Source organism: Saccharopolyspora aridisoli (genome assembly GCF_004348445.1).
Taxonomy (GTDB): Bacteria; Actinomycetota; Actinomycetes; order Mycobacteriales; family Pseudonocardiaceae; genus Saccharopolyspora; species Saccharopolyspora aridisoli.
The window spans coordinates 38,419-50,845 of sequence record NZ_SMKV01000038.1 but is presented as its reverse complement, the minus strand read 5'-3'; the positions used below and the strand labels follow the sequence as shown (position 1 = coordinate 50,845).

Sequence of the window (12,427 nt, the reverse complement as noted above, 5' to 3'; positions counted from 1 at the left end):
GCGTCAGTTGTTTATAAGAGAAGGGTGTCGGTGACCTGGAGGGGGTCTGTGCTGTCGTCCATGCCGCACCCGGCGAGGAGGGTGAAGGTGAGGCAGGTGATGACCAGACGACGCAACGAGGTCCTCCTGTGGTGCTGCCCTGCGGTGTTGCCGCTTCCGCTGGCTGGTTGGTGCTTCCTCCAGCATCCCTGATCGGGGGATGGGGGTTGCAGGGTGCCCCCATGTGGGTGGTGACCCATCAGCTTGGCACGTCGTGGGTGTGGCGGGAAGTGCTACTGGGTTTCGGGGTAGGTGTGCCGGGGTGCGCTGATGTCGTCGAGGGCGGCGCGGATGGCTGGGGGGAGGGTGAGGTCTTCGGTGGTGAGGGCGGTCTTGAGTTGGGGTGTGGTGCGGGCGCCGAGGATGGGTGCGGTGATGCCGGGGCGGTCGCGGACCCAGGCGAGGGCGACGTGGGCGGGTGTGGTGTTGAGTCCTTCGGCTGCGGTGAGCAGTGCTTGGACGATGCGGGCTGCGCGTTCGGTGCGGTGGTGTTCGACGTAGCCGGCGAGGTGGGTGGTGGCGCCGCGGGAGTCGGGTGGGGTGGCGTTGCGGTACTTGCCGGTGAGGACGCCGCGGCCGAGGGGTGCCCAGGCGAGGATGCCGAGTCCGTGGTGTGCGGTGGCGGGGACGACTTCGCGTTCGATGCCGCGTTCGAGCAGGGAGTATTCGACTTGGGTGGAGATGAGGGGTGTGCGGGTGGGGTGGTGGTGCTGGTGTGCGGCGGCGGTGGCGGTTTGCCAGCCGGTGTAGTTGGCGATACCGGTGTAGCGGACGCGGCCCGTGGTGACGGCGGTGTCGAGGGCGGCGAGGGTTTCGTCGAGGGGGACGGCGGGGTCCCAGGCTTGGAGTTGCCAGAGGTCGATGTGGTCGGTGCCCAGGCGGCGGAGTGATTCGTCGAGGGCGTTGAGGAGTGCGCCGCGGGAGGCGCCGCCGCCGAAGGGGCCGGGTTTGCGGCGGGCGGCGGCTTTGGTCGCGAGGATGATCTCGTCGCGGGGGATGTGGTGGGTGAGCAGGTCGCCGAGGAGCTCTTCGGCGTGGCCGTCTTGGTAGACGTCGGCGGTGTCGATGAGGGTGCCGCCTGCTTCGTGGAAGGTGGTCAGCTGGTCTGCTGCGTCTTCGGCGGTGACGTCCAGGCCCCAGGTCATGGTGCCGAGGGCGAGCCGGGAGACGCGGAGGCCGCTGTGGCCGAGTTGTCGCTGTTCCACGGTGTTGCAGGGTATTCGGTGCGGGTGGTGTGGCTGGTGAGGTCGGCTCGGCGGGTCCGGGTGTGTGTGTTGTGGATCACATCGGGGTGGGTGTGTTGCGGGGTTGGCTGCGGTGGGTGACGGATTGGTTGGCTGACCTGCCCTGATGGGGTGAACAAGGGTGGGGGAGGTCGGTACGGGGTGATGCTGGAAGATCTGGGGACCGGGCCGGAAGTTTCGGATGCGGCCCGGGGTTCCCTTTTCGATCGTGTGGAGTGGGTTTCGTGTCGTGGTTGCAGGCCATGGTGCTGGCCGTGGTCCAGGGGCTCACCGAGTTCCTGCCGATTTCCTCGTCCGGGCATCTGTCGATCGTGTCGAAGTTGTTCTTCGGCGATGACGCAGGTGCTTCGTTCACCGCGGTGACGCAGATCGGCACCGAACTGGCGGTGGTCATCTACTTCATCGGTGACATCGTCCGGCTGGTCGCCGTGTGGTTCCGCGGGCTGTTCAGCGCCCAGGTGCGCGCCACTCAGGACTACAAGCTGGCCTGGTACGTGATCGTGGGCAGCTTGCCGATCGGTGTCCTGGGCTTCTTCTTCCAGGACTACATCCGCTCGACGCTCCGCAGCCTGTGGATCACCGCGGCGACGCTGGTGATCTTCGGCGTGCTGATGGGGTTGGCTGAGCGGTACGGCAAGCAGTTGCGCGTTCAGGCGCGGTTGCGGCTCAGCGATGGTGTGCTGATGGGTTTCGCTCAGGCGATGGCGTTGATCCCCGGTGTGTCGCGTTCCGGCGGGACGATCACCGCGGGTCTGGCGCTGGGCCTCACGCGGGCCACAGCGGTGCGGTTCTCGTTCCTGCTGGCGATTCCGGCGGTGTTCGCCGCGGGGTTGTCGGAGGTCTCGCACGTGTTCGAGCCCAGCCCGTACGGGTTGCAGCCGTCGGCTGCGCAGATGATCGTGGCCACGGTGGTGGCCGGGGTGATCGGGTACGCGGTGATCGCGTGGTTGCTGCGCTTCGTGGAGAAGCACAGCGTCTACCTGTTCGTCTGGTACCGGATCGCACTGGGTGCGGCGGTGTTCGCGCTGCTGGGCTTCGGTGTGATCCAGCCGTGAGGCGGTGACGTCGCACAACGGGTGTCGGGGCGGTCCGGTCGGACCGCCCCGACTTTTTTGCTCCGTGCGGGCCCTGGGGGTGGTGGGACGTGCGGTGAGGCCTACCCTCGGCGGACGTGGCGACTCTCATCCTGCTTCGGCATGCCCGTTCGGCGGCCAACGGTTCCGGTGTTCTGGCCGGGCGCACGCCCGGTGTCGGTCTTGACGAGACCGGTGGCTGTCAGGCCGCGGGCCTGCCCGCGCGGCTGGAGGGCGTGCCGTTGAGCCGGGTGGTGGTGTCTCCGCTGCAGCGCTGCCAGGAGACGGTGGCCGGGCTGGCGCGGCAGCGCGAGATCGAGCCGGTGGTCGAGGAGCGGCTGGCCGAGGTCGACTACGGCGACTGGACCGGCCGCAAGATCAAGGAGCTGACCGGGCAGGAGCTGTGGAAGGTGGTGCAGCAGCACCCGTCCGCGGCGGTGTTCCCCGGCGGCGAGGGGCTGGCGCAGGTGCAGTCGCGGGCGGTTGCGGCGGTGCGCGAGCACGACCGGCAGGTCGGTTCCCACGAGGTGTGGTTGCTGTGCAGCCACGGTGATGTGATCAAGTCGGTGCTGGCCGACGCTCTGGGGCTGCACCTGGACTCCTTCCAGCGGATCGTGGTCGACCCGTGCTCGGTGAGCGTGGTGCGCTACACCGAGACCCGCCCGTTCGTCCTCAAGATCAACGACACCGGTGGCGACGTTTCCGGGCTGCTGCCGCCGGAGGAGTCGTCGTCCTCGGACGCCGTGGTCGGCGGCAGCACCGGTGAGACCGCCTAGCTCTCGCGCGGAACTGGGAGCGCGGGTTCGGGCAGGACGAGGAACACCAGCCAGCTCACCAGCGGCATGAGGATCAGCGGGGTCGAGGCCGTCTGCAGAGAGCTGGTGTCGGCCAGCCGTCCCAGCAGGGGGCTGATCAGGCCGCCGACGGTCACGGTGAGGCCGAGGGTGACTCCGCTGGCGGTGCCGACGCGGGAGGGCAGGTAGTCCTGCCCGAGGGTGACCTGCAGGGAGAAGGGCACGTAGAGCCTGGCCGAGGTGAGGGTGAGCGCTGGGCCAGGCGACCGCCCAGCACCGATCCGACGGCACCGCCGAGGAACAGCAGGAACGCGATGGTTCCGGCGGCGGGCACACCGTGCGTGCGCTGCCGGGCGTGCAGGCCGATGAAGGTGCTCAGGCCGATGAAGACGATGGAGCGGGCGACGACGGCCAGCGACAGCTTCACGAACGAGCCGACGTCGTCGACGCCCCGAGCCGGTGAGGCGGTGGTGGAGGTGCGGTTCTCGCCGATCATGCGCAGCACCGGCACGCACAAGGCGGCTCCGGCCAGCGCGGGCAGCACCAGCAGCGGTGTCGCGCGCAGCGAACCGTGCCCGATCGCGACCAAGATCGGGGCGAGGGCGAAGCCGATGTTGCCGCGAGGGCGCTCGGCCTGACCTTCCACCCAGTGGCGCAGCCAGATCCGGTTGCACCACGCGCTGATGATGCTGGCCGAGGACGTCGCCGTGACCGCGCTCGCGCACCGCTGCGGCTGGTCGTCGGCCAGCACCTTCATCGACGTGTTCCGCCGCGCCTTCGGCCACACACCCGGCGCCTGCCCCGGCGTTCCAGGGGCGCTGTGGCGGCTAGCTTCCGTGCGCGGATCGCGGAAACCGCTGTTCAGTCGATGTTTTCGACCAGGTGGTGGAGGGCGCGTGCCGACAGTGTGCGCTGGTGGCCGATGCGGTCTGGTTCGCCCTTCGCGCCACCTCCAGGTGCCGTCGTCGTGGTCGCCACACGTACCGGTCACCGTTCTCAGGCCAATGCGGGCACCAGGTGCACCACCAGCGGGCTCTTCCACCACAGGCGGCGCAGAAACTCGGGGTACGCACCTCCTTGCGGATCCCGGGCACCTTGCGCGACCCCCGTGTGAACGGCGCCTCGAAGGTCGAGGCGAAAAGCGTTGGGGTGGACGGACAACGCGCACGCCGACGCGCAACGTGAAGCCGTCTGCTGTGGCGGGAGCTGTCGGTGCCGGGGTGCATCATCGGTGCATGGTGATCGAACTGCGCAGTCGGGGCGAGATCGACGCGCTGGCCGAAACCGGGGCGGTGGTGGCCGCGATGCTGGCCGCGGTGAACTCCCACGTCGCGGCGGGAGTGTCGCTGGGGCAGCTCGACGAGATCGCCCGCGACGTCGCTGCCGAGGCCGGTGCGCGGCCGGTCGGTGGGCGGGTGATCTCCACGTCGGTCAACGACGAGATCATCGGAGGCGCACCGGCCGGGCGCGTGCTGGCCGAAGGCGATCTGCTCAGCGTGGCCGCAACGCTGGACCTGCGCGGGTGGTACGCCCGCGCCGCCACGAGCAGCACCGTCGGCGCCGGGAGTGCGGTTGACCGGTCGCTGATCGATGCCACCGGCCAGGCGCTGGCCGACGGCATCGCAGCCGCACGCCCAGGCGCCCGGCTGGGTGAGGTGTGCAGGGCGATCGGGCTGGTGGGGCGCAGCGCCGGCTACGGCATCCCTCCCGTGGGCGGGCACGGCGTGGGCAGGCAGGCCCGCCAGGACCCGGCCGTGCCCAACGACGGTCACCCGGCCCGAGGTTTGCCGCTGCGCCCTGGGCTGGTGTTCAGCGTCGAACCGATCTTCACCGCAGGCGGCCACGACCACCTCGATACCGACGGAGGAGTGATGCGCACCGGTGACGACACCCGCGCAGCCCACAGCGGCCACACCATCGCCATCACCGAGAGGGGTGCCCGAGTGCTCACCACTTGGCTCCGGTGAGGTTGCGCGGGCCCGGGTGCTCGCAGCGCCTGCCCCAACAGGGCCGAGCCGTCGTCGCCGCCGTCGCCTCGGCCGCGCTGACCGAGAACGGCCACGTCGGCCGGGTCTACGAGCTCACCGGTCCCCGACTGCTGACCTTCTCCGCAGCCGCCGCCGAGATCGCCTACCGGGCGGTCACGGCGGCGGCGAGGTCTTAAGAGGATCTCCCCCTCAAGGCAAGTTGCTGCTGCGCCGTACCGACGACCCGGTCGCCGTCCTGCCCGAGGACACGGTGCTGAGCACCCACGAGAGGGCGAGACTCGGCGAAGGCTCGACCGCATCGCACACCCCCACTGCCCCTGGGCAGGCGGCGCACGACCCCGCACCTCAGGTCCGCATCCTCCTCGAAAACCAGGAGTCACCGTTGTCCACCACACTGCCCGAAGGTCTGCTGGCGCTGCTGCGCCGCCCCAGCCCGTGCTTCATCGCCACCGTGATGCCCGACGGCTCGCCCCAGCTGACCCAGACCTGGGTGCACACAGACGGCGAGCACATCCAGATCAACATCGTCGAGGGCATGCGCAAGGCCAAGAACATCGCGCGCGACCCGAGGGTCGCGGTCAACATCGCCGACCCCGACAACGTCGCCCGCTACTACGCCGTGCGCGGCCGCGTCATCGACTCCACCACCGAGGGCGCGGCCGACAACATCGACGAGATCTCCCAGAAGTACCTCGGAATCGACTACCCCGGCTTCGGAGGCACGCCCGCGACCCGCCGTTTGCTGACCATCGCCGTGGACTCCATCGCCCACGCACCGCAGGACTGACCTAGTCCACCACCAGCACCACCTTGCCGAGGTTGGCGCGGGACTCGATGACCTCGTGCGCCCGCGCCGCCTGGGCTAGCGGGATCTCGGCGTGCACGCGGGTGCGCAGCCAGCCCTCCCGGTGCCAGTCCCACAACTCGTCCCGCCAGCAGGCGTGCAACGACGGTGTGGCAGGCGATCCCATGCGGAACCCCGTCGCCGAGGCACCCCGCGTCATCAGCTCGCCCGAGCAGATCGCACCGGGCTGCGCGCCGAAGGTCACCAGGCGCCCACCGCGGCCCAGAGCGCGCACCGCCTTGTCCAGCACCTCACCGCCCACGCACTCCAGCACGACGTCGACCGGCTCACCCCAGCTGGGATCGTCGTAGCCCACCACCGCATCAGCGCCCAACGTGCGCACGAACCCGTGCTTGTCCTGCTTGTCGCCGACCGCGGCGACCACGCGAGCCCCGTGAGCGCGCGCCAGCTGGATCGCCATCGTGCCCACCGCGCCCGCGGCCGCGGTGATCAGCACCGACTCACCCCGGCCGATCAAACCAGCCGCGCACGCCCTGCGCGCCACCAGTCCGCTGCGCACCAGCGCCACCGCGGTCACCGCGTCGGCGTGCTCGGGCACCCGCGAGACCACGTGATCGGCCAGCAGCGCGTGTTCGGCGTAGGCGTGCTCGAAGCACAGGCCCGTGACCCGGTCGCCGAGCCGGAAACCACGCACCCCCGGGCCCAGCGCCTCCACCACGCCCGCGACCTCCCCGCCCAGCGGTATCGGCTCGGGCCCTTCGCGCACGCGGCGCACCGCGGGCCAGGTGACCCCGACCGCCTCGCAGCGCACCAGCAGCTGACCAGGCCCGGGCACCGGGGTGGGGACGTCTTCGACGAACAGGACCTCCGGTCCACCGTTGATGACGTACTGGACGCGTCGCATCACGCACACTCCTCGATTCGATGGGTTCACCAACGAAATCGAGAGTAGGGTGAAAGCGTTGGGGAGTCCAACGAATTCTCGGATAGGGTGACCGCGTGGTCGAACAGGACAACCCCCGCGCTCTGGCGCACATCCAGTCCCTGCCCAGCTGGCTGACCGGGCGCGTGGCCGCGCGAGGACGCGACCTGGTGGCCCGCGCACTCGCGGACGAAGGGCTGCGGCTGAGCCAGCATGCCGTGCTGGCCGCCGTCGCCGAACACGGCCCGCTCGCCCAGGCCGAACTGGTGCGACGCCTGGAGATCGACCCCAAGGACGTCGTCGGACTGCTCAACGAGCTGGGGGACAAGGGCCTCGTGCAACGCCGGCCCGACCCGCGCGACCGCCGCAAGAACGCCGTGTCGGCCACCACCGAGGGACTGGCGACACTCCGGCGCTGCGCGGCAATGGCAGATCAGGCCAACCGGGAACTGCTCACCCCGCTCAGCGCCGCCGAACGCGATCTGCTGATCACCCTGCTGCAGCGCCTCCACCACGCCGATCAGGCCCAGTAGCGGCGCACCTCGGCGGGAGCGAACGCGCCCTTGTCGGTGACCACCGTGGTCACCAGGTGCGGATCGGTCACGTCGAACGCCGGGTACAGGCCCCGCACCCGCGCGCTGGCGCTGCGGTGACCGAGGGTGTGCAGGACCTCGTCACCGTCGCGGAACTCGATCGGCACCTGCTCACCCGACTCGGTGTCGGGATCCGGGGCGTGGCACAACGCGTGGAAGGGCACCCCGTAGGCCTTCGCCGCCGTGGCCAAGTGCAACGTGCCCACCTTGTTGATCACCGAGCCGTCCATGGTGATCCGGTCGCTGGCGGTCACCAGCGCATCCACCCGGCCCTCCCGCATCAGCGACGCCGGCATCCCGTCGGTCACCAGCGTCGTGGGCACCCCCATCTCCGCCAGCGACTCCGCGGTCAACCGCGCACCCTGCAGGTACGGGCGGGTCTCGGTGCAGACGAACTCCGGGCGCTTGCCCCCGGCCACCAGCGCCTCCACCAGCCCCAGCAGGTAGAGATCACCCCAGCAGTGCGTCAGCACCCGCGCGCCCTCGCCCAGCAGCGCCGCGCCCGCCTGCCCCATCTCGCGGCATCGCCGCCGGTAGTCGGCATCGCCGGCCCGCGCGCCGTCCCACGCCGCCGCGGCGACGTCCTCGCGCCCGGCGATCTCCTCGAGCACGAACGCCGCGGCCTTGCGCGGCTGGTCGTTGGTCGGGCGCGTGGCGATCAACCGCCGCGCCGCCTCACCCACCCGGCGACGCGCCACCTGCGGGTCCTGGCCCTCGGCCTCCCGGGCGGCCAGCACCAAACCCCACAACACCGCGAAATACGGCCCGGAGGACTGGGTCACCATCTCCTCGATGGCCCGCGCGACCTCCTCCACCGTGCCCGCGCGCACCCACCGGCGCTCGAACGGGAACACCCGCCGGTCCAAGATGTGCACGCCGTCGTCATCGAGCCGGACGCTGTCGGCGAGAACCGGCACGGGCACAGCGGAAGAAGACATCAAATCCTCGCGGTCACAAGTCCGAAAAGGGGGGCTGACGAACGAAAGCCTAACCAGCCGCGCGCACCACCCGGCCACCGCCGACTGGTTCGTTGGGCTCACGACATCGCGCTGATCGCCGCACCCACAGGCTTGATCACCCGAGGCCCCGCGCCACTCCACCCCCCGCACCACCCGTCGCCGGGAGGAACCTTCGTGACCCGGCTGGCACGCCCGCGCCCGGTGACGCCGCCTGCCCGGTCGACCGACCGCGCAGGGCCACGTGGGGCGCCAGCGAGAGCAGGATCACGATCAGGGCGGCCAGGGGCCAGTTGTGGGTGCCGTGCGCGAGATGGCCAGGCCGCCCAGGCGTTCCACCTGCTCCGGGGGCCGAAGCGGCGTGTTCATCGCGGACCCAGCAAGTCCCGCCACCTGAAGGAACTCGGGGCGTGAGAAGCGGTGGTCCTGGCACGGGCGCAGGATGCAGGTCTGCGCCCGTGCCAGGACCACCGGCGAGGCGAAAGCAGGCTCTAGCCGCGCTTTTTCGGCGGATCCTTGCGCAGCAGGTCCGGTCCGATGATCCGGCGCACCGCCCGGCGCATCAAGCCGCGCTTCCGGGGCGGGGCGGTCGCGGAACGCTCGGTGACCGCCGGCTGCGGACCGGTCAACGCCGTCGGAGACGCGGTGGCCTGCGGGTTGAGGTGCTTGGCGAACTCCGGCTGCTCGTCACGGATCGCGGGGATGTAGGGCTGAGTGACCTCGACGTGCTCGGGGATCGGCGGCGGCGCCATCGGCGGGCCGGCCGGCGGGATCGAGGGCATCGAAGCCGGTTCATCGCTGTAGAACGCCTGGAACGCCGTGTCACCGGCGATCTCCTCCGGCGCGGCGAGGCCCGGGCTGGAGGAGAAGTGCTGCTGCGAGCCGGGATCGAGCGCCTCGGCGAAAGTCGTGCCTTCCGACATCGCCGTGCTCGGCCGCGGCGGCAGCGAGTTCTGCGGGCTGTCGTACATCGGGGGCTGCGGGGCGGGGGCCGGGAGAACCGCCCGCTGCGGTGCAGCGTTCGGGGTGGGCATCGGACCGGGTGCCGACGGGGCGGGATCGATCGCCTCGTCCACGGGCAGCTGGCCCATCATGCGTGTCGTCGGCGGTCCCGGATCCGGCTGCTGCTGTTGCGCTTCCGAGGGGACCACGGGCTGGAACCACGGTCGAGCAAGATCGTCTTGAATAGTCATCCGTATCGACTCTGCGTCAGCAAACGGCCAATGTCACCGGATCGGGGACTTCCGTTCCGGCGGAGCAGACCCTACCGGTCACGGACCGGTAAAGCACACCCCCGTGTTCCCCAGCCCACCGGGCCCGTCGATCATTCACCCGCAGCGGCACTCATCGCCGGCCATGACCGCCTGCCTGAGCTGGCCGAACTCCGCGGCGAGGGTTCCCGCGTTCCAATGCGCGTTCAGGCCACTGGGATTGGGCAACACCCACACCCCGGCGTCACCGATCGTCCGGTCCTGCTCACCGAAGGTGGCGCGCTTGGCGCCGAACGCCGCCCGATATGCCGTGATCCCCACGACCGCCACCCAGCGAGGCCGGTAGCGCCGCACCTTCGCGGTCAACGCCTGAGCCCCGGCCTGCAACTCCTCCTCGGAGAGCTCCGCGGCCTTCGCGCTGGCACGCGCCACCAGGTTGGTGATGCCCAGACCCAGCCCCAGCAGCTCCGACTGCTCTTGCGGAGCCAGCTCGCGCGGCGTGAAACCGCTGGCGTGCAGCACCGGCCAGAACCGGTTGCCCGGACGCGCGAAGTGACACCCCGTGGCACCCGACCACAGCCCCGGGTTGATCCCGCAGAACAGCACCTTGAGATCCGGCGCCAGCACATCGTCGATCGTGGCGCCGCTCGCGGCCTCCAGCTCCTGCGTACTCGGCCGGTCACCCGACAATTCGCACCTCCGCAACGCGACCCCGGTCCATCATCGGACCCTAACCACATCGCCCGGAGCCACCGAACCCAGCGCCCCCCGCCACGCCCGCTGGCGGGCGAATGCGATCATGGCCGCCCGCGCAGCTGCGCGGGCGGCCACGGTGTTGTCAGTCGGTGCCCGACTCCATCGCCGCGCGGTCCAGCGCCTGCGACTCGGACTCCTCAGCGCCCACCGAGGCGATCGCCTCCGCGCCACCGGCCTGCAACGATCCCACCAGCTCGGTCTGGGCCTTGCCGACCAGACCCAGCTGCGCGTAGCCCTCCAGCTTGGCCCGCGAGTCGGCGATGTCGAGGTTGCGCATGGTCAACTGGCCGATGCGGTCGGTCGGACCGAACGCGGCGTCCTCGGTGCGCTCCATCGACAGCTTGTCCGGGTGGTAGGAGAAGGACGGACCACGCGTGTCGAGGATCGAGTAGTCCTCGCCCCGGCGCAGCCGCAACGTCACCTCACCGGTGATCGCCGACCCCACCCAGCGCTGCAACGACTCCCGCAGCATCAGCGCCTGCGGATCGAACCAGCGGCCCTCGTACATCAACCGGCCCAGCTTGCGGCCCTCGTTGTGGTAGCTGGCCACCGTGTCCTCGTTGTGGATGGCGTTGACCAGCCGCTCGTAGGCGGTGAACAGCAGCGCCATGCCCGGCGCCTCGTAGATGCCGCGGCTCTTGGCCTCGATGATGCGGTTCTCGATCTGGTCGCTCATGCCCAGCCCGTGCCGGCCACCGATCGTGTTGGCCTCGTGCACCAGGTCGACCGGCGAGGAGAACTCCTTGCCGTTGATGGCCACCGGCCGGCCCTGCACGAAGGAGATCGTCACGTCCTCGGGCGCGATGACCACCGATTCGTCCCAGAACCGCACACCCATGATCGGATCCACGATCTCGATGCCGGTGTCCAGGTGCTCCAACGACTTGGCCTCGTGGGTGGCGCCCCAGATGTTGGCGTCGGTGGAGTAGGCCTTCTCCGCCGAGTCGCGGTAGGGCAGACCGTGCTCGACCAGCCACTCCGACATCTCCTGCCGGCCACCCAGCTGCTGCACGAAGTCCTCGTCCAGCCACGGCTTGTAGATGCGCAACCGCGGGTTGGCCATCAGCCCGTAGCGGTAGAACCGCTCGATGTCGTTGCCCTTGAACGTCGACCCGTCACCCCAGATCTGCACGTCGTCGGCGAGCATCGCGCGCACCAGCAGAGTCGCGGTCACCGCACGGCCCAGCGGGGTGGTGTTGAAGTAGGTGCGCCCACCGGAGCGGATGTGGAACGCCCCGCACGACAGCGCGGTGAGTCCCTCCTCGACCAGCGGCTCGCGGCAGTCGACCATGCGCGCGATCTCGGCGCCGTAGTCCTTGGCCCGGCCGGGGATCGAGGCGATGTCGGACTCGTCGTATTGCCCGATGTCGGCGGTGTAGGCGCACGGAACGGCACCCTTGTCGCGCATCCAGGCCACGGCGACGGAGGTGTCGAGACCCCCGGAGAAGGCGATGCCGACCCGCTGGCCGACCGGCAGAGACGTCAGAACCTTGGACATGCGGAAAGTTTATGCGACCGACTGTATGGTTATCCACCCGGGTCGCTCATCGGTGTGCGACCTCACCCACCGCAGGCCAGCGGCCCGCGCCCGAGGCCACGAAGTGCAACGGAAGGCCTCGTACCGCGTCGCCTCCCGCTAAGAACGGAGCATGAAACCCGCGATACGGGCCACGGACGATCTGCGACTCGCCCGACAGATGCACACCGAAAGCCGTCAAGCCCCTCCTGGACATCCACAGCGCCGGGACGAGCCGACCTGGCCGGTCGAACTGCTGAGCACCACCACCACCGGCGCGGTACGGCCACGACTTCGGGACGGACCTCCACCAGCACCCAGATCCTCACCGCCTGCGCCCACCCGCACGCGACCGCGGTGGTCATCGAAACCGTGCGCGGTCATGCCGCCGACACCGCGATGGACCTGTTCATGCTCACGTGCTTCGGCGGGCGGCGTGTTCGAGGGCGAGTCCGGCACGGTTCGCCAGGGCGGTGAGCTGGTCGAGGGTGCGGTCGCACCGGTGACGCCAGGGCGCATGGTCCTGGAGT

13 protein-coding genes and 1 pseudogene are annotated in these 12,427 nt (G+C 70.2%); 7 read left to right on the top strand and 7 right to left on the bottom strand.

Going from position 1 to position 12,427, the window contains the following annotated elements; all coding sequences use genetic code 11:
- Window positions 1–272 precede the first annotated feature (272 nt).
- The gene (locus tag E1161_RS22880) at window positions 273–1,244 is read right to left on the bottom strand and encodes an aldo/keto reductase (protein WP_132626628.1); all 972 of its coding nucleotides are present in this window, start codon (window positions 1,242–1,244) and stop codon (window positions 273–275) included.
- Window positions 1,245–1,525: 281 nt separating this feature from the next.
- Here E1161_RS22880 and E1161_RS22875 point away from each other — a divergent pair, with 281 nt between their 5' ends.
- Together E1161_RS22875 and E1161_RS22870 are read left to right on the top strand one after the other, a co-directional pair.
- On the top strand, window positions 1,526–2,338 hold the full coding sequence (locus E1161_RS22875) for an undecaprenyl-diphosphate phosphatase (protein WP_408012016.1): 813 nt from the start codon (window positions 1,526–1,528) through the stop codon (window positions 2,336–2,338).
- 116 nt (window positions 2,339–2,454) lie between these two features.
- Complete coding sequence (locus E1161_RS22870) at window positions 2,455–3,132, top strand: histidine phosphatase family protein (RefSeq protein ID WP_132626624.1); 678 nt, start codon at window positions 2,455–2,457, stop codon at window positions 3,130–3,132.
- Here the strand turns inward: E1161_RS22870 and E1161_RS27760 are convergent.
- The gene (locus tag E1161_RS27760; protein ID WP_207920358.1) at window positions 3,129–3,287 is read right to left on the bottom strand and encodes a hypothetical protein; all 159 of its coding nucleotides are present in this window, start codon (window positions 3,285–3,287) and stop codon (window positions 3,129–3,131) included. The two genes, E1161_RS22870 and E1161_RS27760, sit on opposite strands and share 4 nt — an antisense overlap.
- A 546-nt stretch (window positions 3,288–3,833) precedes the next feature.
- Here E1161_RS27760 and E1161_RS28740 point away from each other — a divergent pair.
- The 4 genes and pseudogenes from E1161_RS28740 to E1161_RS22850 form a co-directional block, all read left to right on the top strand.
- Window positions 3,834–3,887: pseudogene (locus E1161_RS28740) on the top strand (hypothetical protein); the annotation flags it as partial.
- A 498-nt stretch (window positions 3,888–4,385) separates the two neighbouring features.
- Window positions 4,386–5,117 (top strand): M24 family metallopeptidase, encoded by a 732-nt coding sequence (locus E1161_RS28195; protein WP_235875235.1) that lies wholly within the window; start codon window positions 4,386–4,388, stop codon window positions 5,115–5,117.
- Window positions 5,114–5,314, top strand: a complete 201-nt coding sequence (locus E1161_RS27750) for a hypothetical protein (protein ID WP_207920356.1) — start codon at window positions 5,114–5,116, stop codon at window positions 5,312–5,314. Before E1161_RS28195 ends, E1161_RS27750 begins: the two co-directional genes overlap by 4 nt.
- 206 nt (window positions 5,315–5,520) lie before the next feature.
- Window positions 5,521–5,925 (top strand): TIGR03618 family F420-dependent PPOX class oxidoreductase, encoded by a 405-nt coding sequence (locus tag E1161_RS22850; protein ID WP_132626620.1) that lies wholly within the window; start codon window positions 5,521–5,523, stop codon window positions 5,923–5,925.
- 1 nt (window position 5,926) lies between these two features.
- Here the strand turns inward: E1161_RS22850 and E1161_RS22845 are convergent, their stop codons facing one another.
- Window positions 5,927–6,847, bottom strand: coding sequence for a quinone oxidoreductase family protein (locus E1161_RS22845; protein ID WP_132626636.1), 921 nt, complete (start codon window positions 6,845–6,847; stop codon window positions 5,927–5,929).
- 95 nt (window positions 6,848–6,942) lie between these two features.
- Here E1161_RS22845 and E1161_RS22840 point away from each other — a divergent pair, with 95 nt between their 5' ends.
- Entirely contained in the window at window positions 6,943–7,398 is a 456-nt protein-coding gene (locus E1161_RS22840) for a MarR family winged helix-turn-helix transcriptional regulator (protein WP_207920355.1), read from the top strand.
- Here the strand turns inward: E1161_RS22840 and E1161_RS22835 are convergent.
- From E1161_RS22835 to argG, 4 genes are all read right to left on the bottom strand, one after another.
- Window positions 7,386–8,396: a translation initiation factor eIF-2B alpha/beta/delta subunit family protein gene (locus tag E1161_RS22835; RefSeq protein ID WP_132626618.1), complete on the bottom strand. Its 1,011-nt coding sequence runs from the start codon at window positions 8,394–8,396 to the stop codon at window positions 7,386–7,388. The two genes, E1161_RS22840 and E1161_RS22835, sit on opposite strands and share 13 nt — an antisense overlap.
- Before the next feature lie 509 nt (window positions 8,397–8,905).
- Window positions 8,906–9,607, bottom strand: a complete 702-nt coding sequence (locus tag E1161_RS28190) for a hypothetical protein (RefSeq protein ID WP_235875234.1) — start codon at window positions 9,605–9,607, stop codon at window positions 8,906–8,908.
- A gap of 135 nt (window positions 9,608–9,742) precedes the next feature.
- On the bottom strand, window positions 9,743–10,315 hold the full coding sequence (gene mug, locus E1161_RS22825; protein ID WP_132626616.1) for a G/U mismatch-specific DNA glycosylase: 573 nt from the start codon (window positions 10,313–10,315) through the stop codon (window positions 9,743–9,745).
- 148 nt (window positions 10,316–10,463) lie between these two features.
- Complete coding sequence (gene argG, locus E1161_RS22820; protein ID WP_132626614.1) at window positions 10,464–11,879, bottom strand: argininosuccinate synthase; 1,416 nt, start codon at window positions 11,877–11,879, stop codon at window positions 10,464–10,466.
- Between the last annotated feature and the right edge of the window lie 548 nt (window positions 11,880–12,427).

Bases quoted from the DNA above. Each gene is read 5' to 3' on its own strand.
- argG (WP_132626614.1), bottom strand. From the start codon at position 11,879: ATGTCCAAGGTTCTGACGTCTCTGCCGGTCGGCCAGCGGGTCGGCATC.
- E1161_RS22875 (WP_408012016.1), top strand. From the start codon at position 1,526: ATGGTGCTGGCCGTGGTCCAGGGGCTCACCGAGTTCCTGCCGATTTCC.
- E1161_RS22845 (WP_132626636.1), bottom strand. From the start codon at position 6,847: ATGCGACGCGTCCAGTACGTCATCAACGGTGGACCGGAGGTCCTGTTC.
- E1161_RS28195 (WP_235875235.1), top strand. From the start codon at position 4,386: ATGGTGATCGAACTGCGCAGTCGGGGCGAGATCGACGCGCTGGCCGAA.
- E1161_RS28190 (WP_235875234.1), bottom strand. From the start codon at position 9,607: ATGACTATTCAAGACGATCTTGCTCGACCGTGGTTCCAGCCCGTGGTC.
- E1161_RS22835 (WP_132626618.1), bottom strand. From the start codon at position 8,396: ATGTCTTCTTCCGCTGTGCCCGTGCCGGTTCTCGCCGACAGCGTCCGG.